The 17837-nt window shown below is 67.4% G+C and carries 18 protein-coding genes; 10 read left to right on the top strand and 8 right to left on the bottom strand.

Translation table 11 applies throughout. The features are described 5' to 3' along the window. Positions 1-8 precede the first annotated feature (8 nt). The gene (locus tag ACQP0U_RS21710; protein ID WP_433310007.1) at positions 9-1454 is read left to right on the top strand and encodes an MFS transporter; all 1446 of its coding nucleotides are present in this window, start codon (positions 9-11) and stop codon (positions 1452-1454) included. 173 nt (positions 1455-1627) lie between these two features. Here the strand turns inward: ACQP0U_RS21710 and ACQP0U_RS21705 are convergent, their stop codons facing one another. After that, the gene (locus ACQP0U_RS21705) at positions 1628-2998 is read right to left on the bottom strand and encodes an MFS transporter (RefSeq protein ID WP_433310004.1); all 1371 of its coding nucleotides are present in this window, start codon (positions 2996-2998) and stop codon (positions 1628-1630) included. 64 nt (positions 2999-3062) lie between these two features. Here ACQP0U_RS21705 and ACQP0U_RS21700 point away from each other — a divergent pair, with 64 nt between their 5' ends. Next, positions 3063-3956: a LysR substrate-binding domain-containing protein gene (locus tag ACQP0U_RS21700; RefSeq protein WP_433310001.1), complete on the top strand. Its 894-nt coding sequence runs from the start codon at positions 3063-3065 to the stop codon at positions 3954-3956. A gap of 12 nt (positions 3957-3968) precedes the next feature. On the opposite strand, the gene ACQP0U_RS21695 is transcribed toward ACQP0U_RS21700, so the two are convergent. Then, positions 3969-4925, bottom strand: coding sequence for an EamA family transporter (locus ACQP0U_RS21695; protein WP_433309998.1), 957 nt, complete (start codon positions 4923-4925; stop codon positions 3969-3971). Between the two features lie 79 nt (positions 4926-5004). Here ACQP0U_RS21695 and ACQP0U_RS21690 point away from each other — a divergent pair, with 79 nt between their 5' ends. After that, on the top strand, positions 5005-5904 hold the full coding sequence (locus ACQP0U_RS21690; RefSeq protein WP_433309995.1) for a LysR family transcriptional regulator: 900 nt from the start codon (positions 5005-5007) through the stop codon (positions 5902-5904). A gap of 63 nt (positions 5905-5967) precedes the next feature. On the opposite strand, the gene ACQP0U_RS21685 is transcribed toward ACQP0U_RS21690, so the two are convergent. Next, positions 5968-6828 (bottom strand): pyridoxamine 5'-phosphate oxidase family protein, encoded by an 861-nt coding sequence (locus ACQP0U_RS21685; RefSeq protein WP_433309992.1) that lies wholly within the window; start codon positions 6826-6828, stop codon positions 5968-5970. 9 nt (positions 6829-6837) lie between these two features. Then, positions 6838-7287, bottom strand: a complete 450-nt coding sequence (locus ACQP0U_RS21680; protein ID WP_433309990.1) for a VOC family protein — start codon at positions 7285-7287, stop codon at positions 6838-6840. A 90-nt stretch (positions 7288-7377) separates the two neighbouring features. On the opposite strand from ACQP0U_RS21680, the gene ACQP0U_RS21675 reads away from it, so the two are divergent. Then, positions 7378-7941 (top strand): CGNR zinc finger domain-containing protein, encoded by a 564-nt coding sequence (locus ACQP0U_RS21675; RefSeq protein ID WP_433309987.1) that lies wholly within the window; start codon positions 7378-7380, stop codon positions 7939-7941. Positions 7942-8051: 110 nt separating this feature from the next. On the opposite strand, the gene ACQP0U_RS21670 is transcribed toward ACQP0U_RS21675, so the two are convergent. Further along, positions 8052-9011 carry a helix-turn-helix domain-containing protein gene (locus ACQP0U_RS21670; RefSeq protein WP_433309984.1) on the bottom strand — a complete coding sequence of 320 codons (960 nt, stop codon included), beginning with the start codon at positions 9009-9011 and terminating at the stop codon, positions 8052-8054. Positions 9012-9082: 71 nt separating this feature from the next. On the opposite strand from ACQP0U_RS21670, the gene ACQP0U_RS21665 reads away from it, so the two are divergent. Continuing rightward, positions 9083-9406, top strand: coding sequence for a cupin domain-containing protein (locus ACQP0U_RS21665; protein ID WP_433309982.1), 324 nt, complete (start codon positions 9083-9085; stop codon positions 9404-9406). A 97-nt stretch (positions 9407-9503) separates the two neighbouring features. Next, complete coding sequence (locus tag ACQP0U_RS21660) at positions 9504-12464, top strand: hypothetical protein (RefSeq protein ID WP_433309979.1); 2961 nt, start codon at positions 9504-9506, stop codon at positions 12462-12464. Positions 12465-12865: 401 nt separating this feature from the next. On the opposite strand, the gene ACQP0U_RS21655 is transcribed toward ACQP0U_RS21660, so the two are convergent. After that, a complete protein-coding gene (locus tag ACQP0U_RS21655) occupies positions 12866-14143 on the bottom strand; it encodes an MFS transporter (protein WP_433309976.1) in 1278 nt (425 codons plus the stop codon). A 283-nt stretch (positions 14144-14426) separates the two neighbouring features. Here ACQP0U_RS21655 and ACQP0U_RS21650 point away from each other — a divergent pair, with 283 nt between their 5' ends. After that, the gene (locus tag ACQP0U_RS21650) at positions 14427-14807 is read left to right on the top strand and encodes a MerR family transcriptional regulator (RefSeq protein ID WP_433309973.1); all 381 of its coding nucleotides are present in this window, start codon (positions 14427-14429) and stop codon (positions 14805-14807) included. A gap of 211 nt (positions 14808-15018) precedes the next feature. After that, on the top strand, positions 15019-15378 hold the full coding sequence (locus tag ACQP0U_RS21645) for a VOC family protein (protein WP_433309970.1): 360 nt from the start codon (positions 15019-15021) through the stop codon (positions 15376-15378). Positions 15379-15698: 320 nt separating this feature from the next. Here the strand turns inward: ACQP0U_RS21645 and ACQP0U_RS21640 are convergent, their stop codons facing one another. Further along, a complete protein-coding gene (locus ACQP0U_RS21640; protein ID WP_433309967.1) occupies positions 15699-15887 on the bottom strand; it encodes a hypothetical protein in 189 nt (62 codons plus the stop codon). A 6-nt stretch (positions 15888-15893) separates the two neighbouring features. Here ACQP0U_RS21640 and ACQP0U_RS21635 point away from each other — a divergent pair, with 6 nt between their 5' ends. Then, positions 15894-16172 carry a GNAT family N-acetyltransferase gene (locus tag ACQP0U_RS21635; RefSeq protein WP_433309964.1) on the top strand — a complete coding sequence of 93 codons (279 nt, stop codon included), beginning with the start codon at positions 15894-15896 and terminating at the stop codon, positions 16170-16172. Positions 16173-16470: 298 nt separating this feature from the next. Here ACQP0U_RS21635 and ACQP0U_RS21630 read toward each other — a convergent pair whose 3' ends face one another. Then, positions 16471-17184 carry a hypothetical protein gene (locus tag ACQP0U_RS21630; protein WP_433309961.1) on the bottom strand — a complete coding sequence of 238 codons (714 nt, stop codon included), beginning with the start codon at positions 17182-17184 and terminating at the stop codon, positions 16471-16473. Positions 17185-17220: 36 nt separating this feature from the next. Here ACQP0U_RS21630 and ACQP0U_RS21625 point away from each other — a divergent pair, with 36 nt between their 5' ends. Next, on the top strand, positions 17221-17541 hold the full coding sequence (locus tag ACQP0U_RS21625; RefSeq protein WP_433309959.1) for a hypothetical protein: 321 nt from the start codon (positions 17221-17223) through the stop codon (positions 17539-17541). Positions 17542-17837 lie beyond the last annotated feature (296 nt).

The raw sequence follows: 17837 nt of genomic DNA, 5'->3' as shown, positions 1-17837 counted from the left end.
GAAGATCAATGCCTGTCTACGAAGAATCGAAGGCCTCGCTGGCGGTGGAGCCGGAAACGGGCCCACCGCCACGACTCGGCCTCGCACTGCTGGTCATCGCGGCCGCCCAGCTGATGCTCGTGCTGGACAACACCATTACGAACGTGGCCCTGCCGAGCATCCAGCGGGCACTGGGAATGGCCACCGCCGACCTCAACTGGGTGATCACCGCGTACGCGCTCGCCTTCGGCGGTCTCCTGCTGGCCGGTGGCCGAGCCGGGGACCTGTTCGGTCGACGGCGGGTCTTCCGGATCGGCCTGGTCCTGTTCACCGCCGCCTCACTGCTGGGTGGCTTCGCCTGGTCCGGCACCGTCCTCATCGCCGCCCGGGTGCTGCAGGGCGTCGGCGCCGCCATCGCGGCGCCGACCGCGCTGTCGCTGCTGGCCACGACGTTTCCCGCCGGGCAGGCACGGAACAAGGCGCTGGGTGTCTACGGGGCGATGGGCGGCCTGGGCTCGGTGGTCGGCCTCCTGCTCGGCGGCGCCCTCACCCAGTACGTCAGCTGGCGGTGGGTCCTGTTCGTCAACGTGCCCATCGCCGTGCTCGTGCTGCTCGGCACGTCGGTGCTGCCACGAGGAGAGCGCGAGCGCGGTCGGGCGGACCTCTCCGGTGCCGCCACCGCCACCGCCGGGCTCGCCGCACTGGTGTTCGCCATCAACCACGCGGCCCTGCACGGCTGGCGCGACACCGTCACCCTGGGCTTTCTGATCGCTGCCGCGGTCCTGCTGATCGCGTTCGTACTCGTCCAGCGCTTCGCAGCGGCGCCCATGCTGCCCGGCCGGATCCTCAGCGACCGGGCACGGACCGGCGCGTACGTCACCATGTTCCTGGTAGGCGGCGGCATGTTCGCCCTGTTCTATTTCCTCACTCTCTATATGCAGGTGGTCAAGGGCTACCCCCCGATGCGGACCGGCCTGGCCTACCTGCCATTCACCGTCGGCATCGCGGTGGCGGCTGGCGGCGTCGGTCCCCAGTTGCTGTCCCGCCTGACGGCCCGCGCCCTGACGGTGGGCGGCCTGGCGCTGGCGGCCATCGGCATGGTCTGGTTCGGGGCGCTCAGCCCGACGTCGAACGCCCTTAGCGCGCTGCTGCCAGCTCAGCTGGTCGCCGGCTTCGGACTGGGACTTACCTTCGTGGCCACCACAGTGGTCGCGATCAACGGGGTGGCCCCGCAGGACACCGGTATCGCCTCTGGCGTGGTCAACACCAGTCAACAGATCGGCGGCGCACTCGGCCTTGCGCTGCTCAGCGGCGTGGCCGCCGCAGTGACCGCTGCCCAGCCCTCGGGCACCGCCCTCCCAGACGCACTGACCAGCGGGTACGTCGACGGGCTGCTGCTCGGCGGAGCGGTCTTCCTGGTGGCCGCGGTCGTCGCGGCCGCGACGATGAACGCACGCGTGGTGGCATCGCACTGACACCAGGCGGCTGCCGCCCGGTTTCCCTCTGCCGGGCGGCAGCTCCGCTGGTCAGGGCGGGCTCGCCCTTCTGTCAATGCGGTTCCTCGGAGAACGCGACCTCGCGGTCCTGGTGGGAGCAGTCCGTCCGCTGGGCGCGTTCCGCATGGTCTGCGGCCGGCCCGGTCACCGTGTCACCCGGTGGTGGCCAACTCGTCCTCGGAGACCGTTGCAGTGGTCGTCCGACGTATGGCGACGGTGACGAGCAACGCGGCGGCCGTCAGCGCCACACCGAACCAGAGGGCGCTGTCGACGCCAAGACTGTCAGCGAACCATCCACCAAACAGCGCGCCCAGCGCGATGGACGTGTTGTAGCCCATGGTGTTGATGGACATGGCTGCCTCGAACTTCCCGGGTGCGGCGCCGAGCATCAGGTTGATCTGGCACAGGTTCGCGGCGCCGAAGGACGCTCCCCAGAGGGCAACGGCGAGGATTAGTCCGGGCCGTGTGTGCCCGATTGTGAGTAGCAGCAACATCGCCGTCACGAGCCCTGCACAGGCAAGGACGAAGCTGACCCAGAGATTCTTGGTCACCGTGTGACCGGCGATGAAGTTGCCGGCCGTGCCGCCGACGCCGTAGATCACGAGCAACACGGTGATGAAGGCGGCCGACGCCGACGCCTGTTCCTCCGCGAAGGGCCGGATGTAGGTGTACGCGCCGAAGTGGCCGAGCACGTACAGCGTCACGGCGACCATCACCAGGCGCAGTTGCGGGTACTGGATCGGGAGTCGGAAGACATCCCGGACCGGGACGGCGTTCTGCGAGGGCAGCGAGGGAATGGTCACGGTGACCGCGAGGAACATCAGCGCGCTGAGGCCGGCCCAGATGAGGAATGTGGCTCGCCAGTTGGTGAGGCTTTCCAGGAAGGTGCCGAGTGGAATACCCACCACGGCGGCGATCGAGATGCCGGACAGCGCGATCGCCGAAGCTCGGGGGGCGAGACGTCCAGGTACGAGGCGCATCGCCATGCTCACCCCGATGGCCCAGAAGACGCCATTGGCGAATCCCATGACGAGCCGGGTGGTGAGGACCAGGGCGAAGTTCGGTGCGACGGCGGTGAGCAGGTTACCCAGAGCCAGGATCGCCAGGAGTACGGACAGCAGGATGCGCCGGTTGATGCGCCTGGTCCACGCGACGATGAACGGCACGCCGAGGCCGGCGGAGATGCCGTACAGCGTGACCATCAATCCGGCGACGCCCGCGGACACATCCAGGTTCGCGCTCACCGGGGTGAGCAGGCCGACGGGCATCAGTTCGGTGGTGACGAAGGTGAACAGGCTGGCGGTGATGACGGCGACACCCAGCCATGACCTCAGGGTCGAGTACGGGTGCTCATCGATTGGGGTCATGTCTTCTTTCTTGTCGTGAGGGGACAGCGGTCGGCGATGGCGCGTGTGAGATCGGCCGGCTTCCGCTGACGGCTGGCGACGGCGCAGTTGGTCCGGGGTGCTGGAGGTTTCGGCCGGACAACGGCCGTGCCGTGCCGGTTCTGCTCGAAGCTTCACCCGAATGGATCAATGAGTCCAACACATGCTTGTCACCTCATCGATCGTGAAAGAAGATGGATCGGTGGAGCTACAGCAGATGCGCTACGTGATCGCGGTCGCCGAGACGAGCAGCTTCACCCGGGCCGCCGAGCGCTGCCTGGTGGTGCAGTCCGCGCTCAGTCACCAAATCGCGCGCCTGGAACGGGAACTGGGCGCGAAGCTCTTCGAGCGCACCAGCCGCCGTGTCCGGTTGACCCAAGCCGGCGCCGCGTTCCTGCCCGCCGCCCGTCAGTGCGTGGACGCCGCAGAGCGGGCTTCCGCCGAGGTCGCGGGGGCCGTCGGTGAGGTACGCGGACGGCTCGTGATCGGCCTGATCTCCACCGTCGCCGCAGTCGACCTTCCCGGCGTCCTGCGAGACTTCCGTCAGCGGTACCCCTCCGTACGCATCAACCTTCGTGCCGGTGCGAGCGAAGAACTCATCGAGCAGGTCAAGCAGGGCACCGTCGAGGCGGCCTTTCTCGGCCTGCCCACCACCGCGCGACCCGAAGGCGTCAACGCCCGAGAGCTCGCCCGCGACCGGCTCGTTGCCGTGGTCGCCCCGGACCATCCCCTCGCCGCGGAGTCAGCGGTCAGCCTGCGTCGGCTCACTACCGAAGTTTTCGTCGACCTGCCGGCCAAGACCGCCGGGCGAATCCAGTCCGATCAGGCATTCGCGGCCGCCGGTCTCAGTCGGGAGGTCGCCTTCGAGGTGACCAACGCCTACCTCACGTCCCGGTTGGTCGAGCAGGGACTTGCCGTGGCGATGCTCCCGTCCGCCTACGCGCCGCAGCTCACCGGCGTGACCACCATCCAGGTCACGGACGCGCCGACCCGCGTCGAGCACGTCATTTGGAGCCGGGCCGAGCTCACGCCCGCGGCGAAGGCATTCCTCGCACTCCTCGACATTCACGCCAATGACACCGGAAGCCACGAGTGACGCGGGCGATCTTCACCGAGCTGCCCCGTCCGGTCCAACCCGCACGCCCGTCCGGCGTGGGCCGGCTGGCGTGGAGAGCTGTCCCGCGACGATCGCGGCGAGCGAGAGCCCGAGCCCGCAAAGCTGGATTGGGCCGAGCGTCTGATCGAGCAGGATGGCGCCGAGCAGCGCGGCGACCAGGGGGGAGAGTAAACCGAGAACCGCGACGGCGGTCACGGGCAGCGTGGTGACGCCGCGGAACCACAGGACATACGCGGCCAGGCCGCCGACCAGGCCCAGCCAGAGGTAGCCGAGTATGGCGGGCGGATCGATCACTGGTGGCGGCCCTTCGACGAGGAAGGTGATGGGCGTCAGGAAGAGACCGCCCGCGCTGAGCTGCCAGCCGGCGAAGGCCATCGGGCTCACCCCGGCGGGACGTCCCCAGCGCCTGGTGAGCGTCACCCCGAGCGCCATCGTGGCCGCGCCGACGAGGCCGGCCACGATCCCCACCAGGTCGAGCGCGGCATCTGGCCCGATCACCACGAGGCCGACGCCCAGCACCCCGGTCGCGCCCCAGGCGGCACGCCAGACGGAGAGTCGCTCCTGTAGGACCGCCGTGGCCATGACGGCGACGATGAGCGGCTGCACCGCGCCCAGGGTCGCCGCGACGCCCCCCGGCAGCCGCTCGGCCGCGACGAAGAGTAGTGGGAAGAAGAGTCCGATGTTCAGTACGCCGAGCGCGCCCGCTTTTCCCCACCACGCCCCTGTGGGCAGCGTGCGGGTGACCGCCAGCGCCACCAGACCGGCGGGCAACGCGCGCAGGAGTCCCGCGAACAGCGGGTGGTTGGGCGGAAGAAGCTCGGTGGTGACGACGTAGGTGGTGCCCCAGGCCAGCGGGGCGAGCGCGGTCAGGGCAGTGCGCGGCAGGTTACTGGGCAACGTGCCGCCGCCAGCTCCGCGGGGGAGTCTCTCCGCTCCGGAACTTGTCATGTCGAAATTCTGATCACGTGCTTATCGATGACTCCAACACATGTTTGTCATCCGATCGATCAACAGGAAAGATGGATTAATGGAGTTCCATCAGCTGCGCTACGTTCTCGCCGTCGCCGAGACGAGCAGTTTCACCCGGGCCGCCGAACGGTGCCTGGTCGTCCAGTCCGCGTTGAGTCACCAAATTGCGCGCCTGGAACGGGAACTCGGCGCGAGGCTCTTCGAGCGGACCAGCCGCCGGGTGCGGCTGACCCCGGCGGGGGTGGCGTTCCTCCCCGCCGCCCGCCAGTGTCTGGACGCCGCCGAGCGCGCGGCCGCCGAGGTCGCGGCGGCGGTGGGGGAGGTGCGGGGACGAGTGACTGTGGGTCTGATTCCCACGGTTGCGGCCGTCGACATTCCGGCCACGCTCTGCGCGTTCCGGGAGCGGTACCCACACGTGCGCGTAAGACTGCGTGTCGGCGGGAGTGACGAACTCGTGGAGCACATCAAGCAGGGCGTCATCGATATCGCGTTCGTGGGACTGCCGGGAGGGGTTCAACCGAAGGGCGTTGCCGTTCACGAACTCGCTCGGGACCGGCTCGTCGCCGTGATCGCCCCCGATCATCCGCTCGCGTGCAAACCGGAAGTCGACCTCCACCGGCTCGCTGCCGAGGTTTTCGTCGACTTTCCGGCGGGCAGCGCCGGGCGGGCCCAGACCGATCAGGCATTCTCTGCCGCCAACCTTGTCCGCGACGTCGCGTTCGAGGTGACCGCCGCTGACCTGATGGCTGAGCTCGTCGCCGCGGGTCTGGGCGTCGCCATGCTCCCCTCCGCCTACGTGCCACGGCTCAGCGGCGTGAGCACCGTTGAGGTGGCCGATGCGCCGGCCCGTGTCGAGTACCTCGTCTGGAGCCGCCTGGGTCGAACCCCCGCGGTGGAGGCTTTTCTCGCTGTTCTGAAGATCCCGACCGGGCCGCCCACCGGGGCGGCAGCGAACTGACCCGTGAGCCGAGCACGGCCTCCGGTCTCTCCCGGTCTGGGGTGGAAGGTTTTGCCGGCCAACTCATAGCGAACGCCATATCAGCGCGTGTCCCGGCGTCTCGACGACACTGTCGATGGCGATGTCCACCATGCGCTCGGCGCCCGGGTGATCTGCCAGCCGGCCGGGGTTCCAGTCGATGGAGGCGCTGCCCGTCACCTGTAGGGCAGGTCGGGAGCCGGTCCAGTCGATGAACAGCAGGCCGCAACGTGGCTGTACGTGGATATTGCCGAGGGTCATGTACATGGCGTTGCCGCGGTATTCCGGCCAGGACAGCGTCGTGGCGCTGTGGCCGACGACAAACCCGGGGCTGCCGCCGCGGTGCGAGACATCCGCTCCATGGCCTTCGGCGCCGGTGGCGATGAAAAAGGTGTCGGCACCGGCCACGACGCGCAGTTGCTCGTCGGAAAGCCGGTCGCTGGGCGCCGCAAAGGTTCCTGTGTTGACGTCGCCCTGGGCTTCCCGGCGGGTGATGTGCCTCGGGCAGTTCGCGAAGATCTGTTCGGCCGTGATGATGAGCCGATCCCCTTGGACGTGACCTGTGCCGTTGATGCGCATGCGGTGGCGGGTGGCCGGCTCGATGGCGAGTGCACCGAGAGGAGCCGGGGCGGCGAACGCCGCTTCCAGTGGGTCGCCCGCGGCAGGCGCGGCGTCCGCGATCACACCGCGCTCGCCACTGGGACGCAGGAAGCCGGGTGGTCCATACAAGGGGCTCGCCCATAACGCTCCGGCCGTGTCGTGTCCGCCGATCACCACCATGCGCTGGCGGATGAGGAACTGGCGCGCGATCTCCGGAAGGCGCACGCCGATGCTGGCCGAGCCGAGCCCTTCGCGTGTGTAGCCGGACCTGCGTTGGACGTACACCTCGCCTGAGTGAATTTTCATGCCATACCCCTAGAAGAAGCCGCACGGCGGGCCGTCGCCGGTGGCGGTCGCCGGCCGGGGCGGACGCTGGAAGGCGTACACCTCAAGGCGGATGCCATCAGGGTCGTAGCAGAACACCTGCCCGGCGGAGGCCAGCTCACCCGGCACACCGTTGTCGTCGCGGATGTCGGCACCCAGCCCGCGCAGCCGGCGCTCGACCTCGTTCAGGGCCGGAACGTCGGCGACCTGGAACGAGAGGTGATGGAGGCCGGCGCGGTCAGCCGCGAACGGCGCGCCACTCTGCTGCCAGAGTGTGATCATGAGCAGGTCGTGGCGGCCGAGGAAGCCGTAGCGCCTGCCGTCGACATCTGAGCGGCCGATGACCTCAATGTCGAGCGCCTGACTGTAGAAGTCGAGTGAGCGGTCAAGGTCGGTGACGTTCAACCCGACGTGTCCCGTGATGATGCTCTGATCGGTCATTCGCAGCCATTCCTAATGGTCGTTTCACCAGCGGCCGTTAGAAGTTAACAGGCTGAACTAATGCCCACAAGGGGCAGGTATCATTAGCTCGTGCGTCTTGCGATCGAGCTCGCCAATACCGTCCGCACTCGTCGGGGGGAGGTCTGTGACGAGCTTCAGACACCTGCGGATCTCGCCGCTTGGCTTGGCCGCGTCAGCTTCCTGTGCGCCGTGCCGATCGACGACGAGGCGCTGAGCACCGTAGGTTCCGCCGAGCTTGCTGCCGCCCGAGGCATCCGAACTGCCATCCGTGCCATCGCCGGTGCCGTCTCGGCCAGCCAGATTCCCGCCGCAGTGGACGTCGAGAGCCTCAACGCCGCCGCCCGAATGGCGCCGCGCTGGCAGGAGCTCGCCTTTGCCGATACGGAGCCACGACTGACGACGCGACACGGAGCAGCGGCCATAACCGGTGCCATCGCCGAGGTTGCCGCCGACGCTGTCGCCCTCTTCGCCGCCGGCCACCTGGGTACGTGTGCGGCGCCCGGATGCGTACTGCTGTTCCTCCGTGACCGGCCCAACCGCGAATGGTGCGGCAACTCCTGCGGAAACCGGGTGCGAGTGGCGCGCCACTACGACCGCCGTAAGCACGGCGCTTCGGATGGCGAGGCGGTCTGAGACGCCAGTGCCTGCGAAATCGCGGTGCCGGACCGGACTACGGGCGCGAGGGTCCCCCCGCTCTCCACGTGCCGAACGGGCAGCTTGCGCCAGGTGTGGTGGCGTGCGGTCTACGTGCTCCCGCCGCGGCCGAAGGAGCGGCGGTAGGCGGTCGGTGTGGTGTTCACCGTGGTGTGGAAACGGCGGCGCAGGTTGGTGGCCGTGGACAGGCCGACTCTGGTCGCGATTGTCTCGACCGGCAGATCGGTCTCCTCCAACAGCGCTCGCGCGGCCGCGATGCGTTGCTGGAGCAGCCAATGTCCTGGGCTGACGCCCAGTTGCGCGGTGAATCTGCGGGCGAACGTACGCGGGGACATTCTGGCCTGTCTGGCGAGGTCGTTGACGGTGAGCGGCTCGTGCAGTCTCTCCGCGGCCCAGTCGAGGACGGGAGCCAGAGACGCCGGAGTGCGCGCGGTCAGGGGTGTTGCTGCGTACTGCAGCTGCCCGCCCTCGCGATGTGGCGGCATGACCATGTGCCGGGCGATCTGGTTGGCGTGAGCGGCGCCGTGGTCACTGCGGACCAGGTGCAGGCAGAGGTCGATGCCGGCCGCGGTCCCCGCGCTTGTCGCGACGTCGCCGAGGTCGATGTACAGACTGTCGGCTTCGACATGTACGCCTGGGAATCGGGCGGCGAACTCGGCCGCCATCCGCCAGTGAGTCGTCGCCCTACGCTGATCGAGCAGGCCGGCGTGGGCGAGCAGGAAAGCGCCGGAGCAGATGGCGACGATGCGGGCACCGCGCCGGTGAGCGCGCCGCAGCGCATCGATCACGGCGGGCGGCGCGGGCTGCTCACGGCGTTGCCAACCCGGAATCACCACAGTGTCCGCGGTCTCGAGCGCGTGCAGCCCGCTGGTGACCGCCATGTCGTAACCAGCCATCGTGGGCACAATGCCCGGCTGCTCGGCACACACGTCGAACCGGTAGTTGACTGGTAGACCGGGACGCCGCACGCCGAACACCTCAGCGACACAGGCGAGTTCGAAGGTGGACTGCGGCGGCAGAACCAGGGCGACCACCCGATGAATGATCATGGCAGGAATGTACCTGTCAACGTCATTGCAGACACTGGCCGGTGCGGCGCGAACACGACGATCATGACTGCATGGCTACTGAATCCGATGATGTACAGATCCTGCAGGTCGACGAGGTGGAACCCGTCGAGGTCGTGCCCGGCATCATCCGGCGGCGCCTGCCGGCGACCGAGCGGGCCCGTGGCTGGATGTACGACTTCGCCCCGGGAACGGAGTGGCCAGAGGTGGACGTGCACGAGGGCGAGGAACGCTACTACGTGGTGTCGGGTGAGTTCATCGATCGAGGCCATCGTCTGGGCCCGGGCAGCTACGTGGTGTTCGCTCCGGGCAGCACGCACCGCCCGCGTACCGAGACCGGCGCACGCATGATCGGCATCAGCATCGTCGCGATGTAGCCGGCAATTCCGAACACGCCGTCGGAGAGCGGGCTCGTGATCTGCCGGCGACCCAAGGGCTTGATACGTCCAAGAACATCCAAGCTAGGAGCGGTAGATGAGGAAGACCCTGGCTCTGGTCACAGCGACGGTAGTTCTGGCCGGGGCAGTGTCTACCAGTGGCGCTGCGCAGGCGGCACCCGACCCAGACACCGCGCGAGCCGCCAGCCGTGCCATTGGCACCGCTCCAGCGCCGCACACCCCCGAGCCGGACCTGATTACCCCGCCGGTACCGAAGCCCAAGCCGTTCAAGGAGGCCCCGCCCAGCATTGCGCCGCACAAGGCAGTCACTCCGCCCGACTTCGGACCGAACGAACGGATCCTCTCGGCGTACCACCGGGGCAAGCTCTCCCGGGACGACGCGGTGCGGTACGGACTCACCGCGCTTCGCTCACCCCGGGCAGTACCCGCCCACCTACGGCAGACCGGTGCCATCCGCGACCCGCAGCGGTACCTGACCTACCTCTCGATGCTGGCGGCGAGCGTTGAGCCCGAGGCGGTGAGGATGATCGCACCGGACGTCGCCGCACCGGCTGCCGCCCGTGCGGCGGCCGGCTACGACGACTGCGCCGCCGACCCGTTCGACTATCTCGGTGTCACCTACCGCTGCCGGGCATCCGCCGGCGAGTTCCTCATCCTGTTCAACATCGCCGGAGCAGGCCGACCGGGCATTCCGGCGGACTACCATCCCAACGGCCGGGCCAAGGCCGTCCAGCACCTGCTGAATTCGCTCGCGATCGCTGTCGACGAGTATCGCGAGATGGGTTACCCGCTGCCGGTGCGCGACGGCAAGCCGTGGGTGTTGGTGTACGGCGTTGACGAGATCCCTGTCGTCGGCGGTGTCGGGTTGGAGATTGACGCGCCTTTCGTGTTGCCGTTCGGGCTCAATCAGCAGGCCACCATCCTGGTGCCGAACGGGCAGACCGACTGGGACTACCTGCCCCGGCATGAGCTGTTCCACGTCATGCAGTACCAGTACTGGGACAAGTCTGACGTCAGTCTCGATTTCCTCGCCATCCTCGTGCGCGGTAAGGAGTTCGGTTCGATGAACTGGTGGATGGAGGCCACCGCCGAGTGGGCCGCCCACCAGACCTACGTCCGGGAGCCGTACCTGCCCATCCCCGGCGAGGAAGAGCTGTATGCGCGCAACGTCTACGACGTGCTCAGCATGCCGGGCTCAGCGCTCAACTCGTGGGGTGGCCTGGGTGACGGCCCGCAGTACGGCGCGTTCCTGCTGCCCGCCTATCTCACTGAGCAGATCGACCCGGTCTTCGTGCGGCGGACCTGGGAAAGCATCCGGGACCACGGGCATCTGCCGATCGAGGCGATCCGGCACGCCGCGCAGGGCTATGGCCTGAACTTCAAGGACATGCTGCTGGGCTACCACATCGCCAACTATCGGCTGGCCAAGGCGAACGCCGCCCCCGCCCCGACGGTGGACGCGTGGCGCAGCTATGGCTACACCGACGCTGACACGAGACTGTGGCGCGTCAACCTCAGCGCCCTGAGCGGGACGAGCAGCGACGTCCTCGGCGGCGCGAGGCCGGCCCGCAAGAGTCACTCGACGCCCGCTGGTACGCGTGTGGAGTATCAGGACATCCTGCGTAAGGGTGGTGCCGTCTATCACGACTTCCGGGCGGTGAAGAATTCCGGTGACCCGGCCTGTGGGTACTGCTCGACGCTGCTGATCGATACGAGCAAGGACACCAACCGCAGCTCTGCGGTCATCATCTGGTCACCGACCGGCAGCACCGGCACGCTGGCGAAGTACCCGAGCATCCAGACCGTGCTCTACCCCGACGCCGGTGGCCTGATCATGGTGCCCAACTTTGCCTTTCCCATGGTCGCCACCCTGGTGAGCACCTGGACCGAGCTGGACATCCACTCCGCCGACGCGGACAGCAGCCCGAGGACGTTCTCCACCCACGTGGAAAGCGTGCTGCCACTCACCGGCCGCTCGTGCGTCCTGCGGCCGCTGTCGGTGCGCAGCGTGGAGACCACCGTCGAGCCGGAGGGCACCTTCAACCGGTACGCCGCCAGCACGCGGGACGGCTGGACCGGCGGTGACTCCACGTACTCGGTGAAGCTGCCCGACGGTCGCATCGTCTGGCTGTTCTCCGACACCTGGATGGGACCGCTCAACGGCGACGGCACCCGACCGGTCAGCGCACCGCTGGTGAACAACACATTCGTGGTGCAAAGCGGCGGGACTCTCACCACCTACCAGGGCGGCACTGCCGGGGCTCCGCGAGCGTTGATGCCGCCCTCCGGACCAGGTAAGTGGTACTGGGTCGGTGACGGTCACCTCTCCGGCGGGCAACTCCAGGTGGTGTACCAGGAATACGAGCGCTTCGGCTCCGGCGCCTGGGACTGGCGGTTCAACCGCAACGTGGTGGCGAACTTCGCCCTGTCCAATCTACGAACCCCGGTCAGCGTCCGACAGCTACCCTCGGCCAGCGGCGTCGCCTGGGGCTCGGCGCTCCTGCCGGCCAGCCGCAGCGGCGACGGCTACACCTACGTCTACGGCGTGGACGACTCGCCGATCAACAAACAGATGCGCATCGCCCGCGTCTACGGCAGCGACCTCGCCACCGGCACCTGGCAGTACCACACCCCGTGGGGCTGGACGATGCGTGAGCAGAACTCCCGCAACCTGCTGACCGGCATCGCCAACGAATACAGCGTCACCCCCTGGGGCGGACAGTTCCTGCTGCTCAGCCAGGACAGCACCCAGGCGTTCAGCGGCCAGATCAACGCCTGGACGTCCTGCTCACCCTACGGCCCCTTCACCCAGAAGACCCCGGTCTACCGAATGCCAGAACCCGGACCATACGGCAGCTACTGGAACCCGAACGTCATCTCGTACAACGCCCACGTGCACGCGGCGTTCAGCTCCGGCGACACGTTCATCGCGTCGTACAACGTCAACAGCATGGACACCCGCGTCTCGCCCGACGGCGACCACTACCGCGACCCAGGCATCTACCGCCCCCGCTTCTTCCGCTTCACACTCGGATAAACACCTCCGGTTCCGCCGGGCGTATCTCACGCCCGGCGGAACCAGCAATGTTCCGGCCTGCCCCGCCGGGCGTGATGCCTGCTGAGGAGGGTGCCGTGATGACCGCGACACTGAACGACCAGACCGGACGTAATAGCTCCACCAAAGTCGCCTAACTAACCTGGCAAACGTCGGCGTCACGGCAATAGCGACGGCGCCCTCGCCCTGCGTACCTGCGGATCCCCCGTACGTCGTCCGCCACCCGTGCCGTCCCGTCGGCAAAGAGGCCGTGCTTGCGGTAGAAAGCCTGCGCCCGAGGCTTCGGACCGGCGACTGACAGCACCGTCGACTCCGCCGCGTGGATGACGGCCTGCATCTGGCACAGGTTCGCGGCGCGCCTCGGCACTACGGGCAGTGATGTATCACCGATCAGAAGCACTGGTACTGATCGGTGTGTTGCCATCCGGCGGGGTAAGACGGCGGTCTGTGGTCATAGCCGCGCGTCTGGTCGGGAACCCGTGTGCCCGGGCGGTGATCACCACTACCAGCGCCGGCATCAGGAGCACCAGGGCGCTCCAGGGGAAGGACGGGGGACCAAGGAGGTCGAGGAGGAGTCCGCCGGCGGCTGCGCCGCCGGCCATGGCAGCGTTCCAGAGTGTGACAAGCATGGCTTGTGCGGCGTCCGCCGACTCGCCACCCGCGTCGCCGACGGCGGTCTGCAAAAGAGTGGGAGCGCCACCCCAGCCGAGCCCCCAGAGCACCACCGCGGCGTAGATCAGCGCGGGGCTGTCGGCCCGCACCGCCAGCACGGCGGCTGCCACGGCGATCAAGAGGGCGCTGGCGATGGTGAGGACACGCAGCCTTCGGTGGATGTGGGCGCCCACGATCCAGATGCTCAGTAGGCAGGTGACGCCGAAGACCAGCAATACGAGACCGGTGGAGTCACCCAGGCCGACCCTGTCGAGGAAGGTGGCGATGTAGGTATAGAGGATGGTGTGTGCCAGCACGAAGATCAGAGTGACGAGCAGGACCGGCGCCACGCCGGGGACGCCGAGCGTCCTCAGTGTCGGCGTTCGGTTTTCCGGCCGCTGTCCCGGGTAATCCGGGACCGTCGCGGTGATCCATGCGAGTAGAACGACGGTAAGCATGGTCATGACCAAGAAAGCGGTTTGCCAGCTGAGCGCTTCGCCGAGGAGAGTTCCCGCAGGCACGCCCAGGGACAGAGCGATCGGAATGCCCGCCATGGCGATCGCGATGGCCTTGCCTTGAAGGTGAACAGGGGCCATGCGGCGGGCGTACCCGGGTAGCATCGCCCAGGCGAGGCCTGCGGCCACCCCGGCGACGAATCGGGCCATCATGGTCAGCGGATAGTACGTCGAGACTGCGGTGACCGTGTTGGCAAGGGCGAATCCCGCCATTGCCGTCAACAACAAGCGCTTGCGTCGCCACCCCGCGGTGGCCGCGGTCAAGGGTAGCGCCGTTAGCGCGGTCCCGATCGCGTAGACCGTGACCGACTGCCCCATCGCCGACTCGCTGACCATGAGGTCGGCGCGCATTGCGGGGAGCAGACCTGCGGGCAGCGTCTCGGTCAGGCTGGTGATGAAGACGGCCGTGGCCAGCGCCAGCAGCGCCACCATCGGCAGCTTCTGGCCCTTGGTCTCGGCACGGGGATCGACAGACAGCGAACTGCGGGTGGCCATGGTCCGAATCCTCAATCCTCATATTTGTTAATGATCAACGGCGGCGAAGGCGGCACGCCGGGAGAGCCTGCAGAGGCGAGTGCGCCGCCCTGGTAAGCCGTGGCGCTCGGAGACCCGGAATCTGTCCTCGTACGCCTCACCGGGGGGCGAGTGGGCAGGCGCAGAGCGCTGGAGTGGGCGGGCGGGTTGAAAAAGACGGATCGTCATGTGTGCTCGACATGTCGGTACGGTAAAACTTGACATCAGTGTTAGTTGCAAGGCACCAGCCGGGTGAGGTGAAGGAATGCGAATCGGGGAACTGGCCCAGCGCACCGGCGTGAGCGAGCGGTCGCTGCGCTATTACGAGCAGCAGGGACTGCTGGTGGCCGACCGCACCCCCGGCGGTCATCGTGACTATTCCGAAGGCGCAGTCGACCGGGTCATCCGCATCCAGGAACTCTTCGCCGCCGGGCTCAACAGCGCGAAGATCACGCAGCTGCTGCCCTGCATGCGGGACACGGACGGCGGACCGTCCGAGTTCGCCACTCCGCAGCTCGTCGCGGACCTCACGACGGAACGAGCCCGCGTCGACCGAATGATCATCGACCTGGTCCGCGCGCGGGAGGTCCTGGACGAGGTGATCGACACGGCATCAGGCCGGGGCGGGTCAAGCGCCATGCCTTGATGATCGGCAACCGCGAGGAAACGTAAGCCGTTGCGTCGGACTGGCACCACATTCACGTTCGTGACCGAAGGGCTGGAATCCGCCGTCAGGCAAGCCAGTGACGCGGCCGAGGGCCGTGATGTGTTCCTGTCCGGTGGCGCCACGATTCGTGGGGCACCTGCCAGAGTGGTTCATGCCCTTGAGCGCGTACCACCTCAGAACCTCGGTCGCCGTGTCCGACATCCAGAAGGCCGTGGCCTTTTACGAAGGCACGTTGGGCCTGCGAGCGTTGCGGTCCGGCCCCAGCGCCACCATCGCCGACGGCAGCCGCGTCTACGGCTCCGGTGGCGGGCCGGCGTTGAACGTGTACCAGTCGGTCACTGCCGGGAAGACCCCGGCGACGCTGGCGACGTGGTACGTCGACGACATCGACCAGATCGTCGAAGAGCTCTCCTCGTCCGGCGTCGAGTTCGTTCGCTACGAGCAGCTCGAGCACGACGCGAAGGGGATCACCCCGCGGGCCGGAGGTGGACGTATCGCGTGGTTCCAGGACCCGGACGGCAACACCTTCGCTCTCGAATCCGACGTGTGACCTCCTGGCTCGCAATCTGGTCCGTCACCACCAGGCCGTCGTCCCCGCTCAGCATCGCCCTGACCGGCGGATGCCGCCTGGATCGCCCGTCGCATGATTTGGCGTGATCTTGTTGGCTCCCGCGGACCCTCTTCGGCCGCGCCACCCGCACGAGCACTTTGCCGCAAAGGCGCGGGCTGCACGTGCTGCCGGGCTGGATGTGGCGGTGGCCGACTCAGTCGGCCGCCGGGCGATGGGGCTGCCATGACGGGACCACCTGCGAGTGTCGATTACCGTGCACCCGAGCATTGCGCGGGTCACCGCTGCTTCGCCAGGCGTCCTCACGCCGATTGCAGGCAAAATAGATCGATGGCGACGATAAGACGGTTCGACAGCGCCGATGCCCCGCCGTGGCGGGCCTCATCGAACGCTGCCTGCGTGAGGTCAACAGTCGTGACTATCCGAGGGAGGTCATCGAGCGGATGTGCGACCACTTCACCGCGCAACGCATCAAGGAACTCGCCATCCAACGATAGATGTTCGTCGCGGAGGTAAACGGGATCGCCGGCACGGTCTCCCGCGACGGCAACAAGGTCTACACCATGTTCGTGAATCCACAGGCCGCCGGTCGCGGCATAGGACGGCTCCTCATGCGCCACATCGAGGCGCTGGCGGTGGTCGACGGCTACGACCACATGGAAACCGGAGCGGGCATCACAGGGCATGGCTTCTACCAACGGCTCGGCTACATCGACGTCCGCTCCACGGAGACAGAGTTCGGCTTCAACTACATCCTGCGCCGCAATCTGCCCTGACTGGAAGCCGAGACTCAAATCCCACCAGCAACCTTCTGGACAGGGCTTCTTGCTGGAAGACCTCTTCGGCGACCCCGAAGGCCTCAACAGCGGTAGCTTGCGCTTCGCGTGCGGCTGGCCCCCGCTTGTAGCCGATGTCAGTGCGTCTGACCTTCCAGTGCAAGACGCGGCCAAGATCAACACCAGGACCAGCGGCCCGTCATCCGGAGCGGACTACCACAAGGCCATCAAGAGGACGACCGGCGGCAGGCCGGCAGGAAGCCGCGAACGTGCTCCCCGCCAGCCTTCCCTCCGGACGCTACTCGTCGTTCACGGTGAACGCTCGAAGCCCAAGGCTTGGTGCCAGCGCTTCGACAAGCCAAGTGACACGGTGATCACCAGCGGCCAGCCCAGCGCGAGCGACCGTGCACCAGTCGTCGCGGTCGAGCAGGGCAAGATAGCCGCTCAGCACGCGCTCTCGTCCGCCCTCGGGCCAAGCTATTCGTTGCGCCGCTGGACGTTGTAAATGCTCAGCCAGTTGCGCGGCGATGACGAAACGCTCTACCGACGGCTCTAGGCGGCCGGCGTGTTCGCAGTGGGCCTCTAGAACGACGGAGGCGGGCGGGTAGTGCTCGAGCGTGATGCCCGTGCCGCTGCTGTCAGCCATGATGGTCAGCAGCAGGCCGGTGTGATCGACCAACTCGCTGTCAGCATTTTCTGCGGTGATCGCCTCTTGCAGGTGCGCCGCAGCGGCGATTTCTCCGGCGAAGTAGCGGTTGAGGTAGTCGCCATCACAGGCGCGTCGCAGCATCCACGGCCGCGCTGCGGTGCTGCCGATCGTGCACAGGGACTCCACGACATAGACCCGTCCCCAGCCCGTGACCCGCTCGGCCAGCCACAGCAATGCGTCCGAGCCGCCGCACCACGACCGCCGTTCGAGCGCGCGGGCGGCCAGCGGGCCGAACTGGCGCGACAGCAGTCCGATCGTTTTGATCAACTCGATGTCGTCGTCATCCCACACGGTGGTCAGCAACGCCAGACCAACAGTCGCAGCACAGCGATCGGTCGCGTGCTGGACAAGCCATCGACCGGTCGCCCGAACACGTTCGGCGTCCACTCGACAGGCCGCAGCAGTGATGTGTTCATTGGGATGGATCGGAACATAGATGTCATGGAACGCCCCGGCAAGATCGCCTGGAGCGGCGGATCGATCGGCGAAATGCGTGTCCAAAACGGCGGCGACATCAGCGCCGCTGCGGCGCCGATCCTCCGGCTCGCGAGGACGGGATTTTCGACCTCGGTGCTGTCCATCATCCGGATACGGCTCACCCTCACGGGGAAGAGGCGCGTCGGGATCCGCGCGATGCATTCGCAACGCATGATCAAATAACGACAAGTGGGGTCCGAGCAATCCAGGCTCGGGTGTCACGCTCACCGGCGGACGGAGGACTCGATTCTTTCGATCATGTCCGGATCATGCCAGGCACTTCAGCCGACCAGCAACCCCCGCGCCGGATTGATCACTGCTGCCAGTCGCCTAAGGCGAGGGGAGGGCCGTCCGCCTCGCGGGCCCGACGGGCGGCAGTCTGGAAGACGACGGATACTCGGCTGTGGCGCGTGGTTGTCCGTCCTTTGGCTAAGCCGGATGCTGGGTCTTGTCTTGGTGTGACGGCGGGAGGTGGCCGC

The organism is Micromonospora sp. CA-269861 (assembly GCF_050948505.1).
Taxonomy (GTDB): domain Bacteria; phylum Actinomycetota; class Actinomycetes; order Mycobacteriales; family Micromonosporaceae; genus Micromonospora.
The sequence above is the reverse complement of the archived record's forward strand: the minus strand, read 5'-3'. Positions and strand labels throughout refer to the sequence as shown.

Coding starts and splice junctions, on each gene's coding strand:
- ACQP0U_RS21635 (WP_433309964.1), top strand. CDS start 15,894: ATGTTCGTCGCGGAGGTAAACGGGATCGCCGGCACGGTCTCCCGCGAC.
- ACQP0U_RS21660 (WP_433309979.1), top strand. CDS start 9,504: ATGAGGAAGACCCTGGCTCTGGTCACAGCGACGGTAGTTCTGGCCGGG.
- ACQP0U_RS21655 (WP_433309976.1), bottom strand. CDS start 14,143: ATGGCCACCCGCAGTTCGCTGTCTGTCGATCCCCGTGCCGAGACCAAG.
- ACQP0U_RS21665 (WP_433309982.1), top strand. CDS start 9,083: ATGGCTACTGAATCCGATGATGTACAGATCCTGCAGGTCGACGAGGTG.
- ACQP0U_RS21695 (WP_433309998.1), bottom strand. CDS start 4,925: ATGACAAGTTCCGGAGCGGAGAGACTCCCCCGCGGAGCTGGCGGCGGC.
- ACQP0U_RS21710 (WP_433310007.1), top strand. CDS start 9: ATGCCTGTCTACGAAGAATCGAAGGCCTCGCTGGCGGTGGAGCCGGAA.
- ACQP0U_RS21650 (WP_433309973.1), top strand. CDS start 14,427: ATGCGAATCGGGGAACTGGCCCAGCGCACCGGCGTGAGCGAGCGGTCG.
- ACQP0U_RS21685 (WP_433309992.1), bottom strand. CDS start 6,828: ATGAAAATTCACTCAGGCGAGGTGTACGTCCAACGCAGGTCCGGCTAC.
- ACQP0U_RS21680 (WP_433309990.1), bottom strand. CDS start 7,287: ATGACCGATCAGAGCATCATCACGGGACACGTCGGGTTGAACGTCACC.
- ACQP0U_RS21670 (WP_433309984.1), bottom strand. CDS start 9,011: ATGATCATTCATCGGGTGGTCGCCCTGGTTCTGCCGCCGCAGTCCACC.
- ACQP0U_RS21690 (WP_433309995.1), top strand. CDS start 5,005: ATGGAGTTCCATCAGCTGCGCTACGTTCTCGCCGTCGCCGAGACGAGC.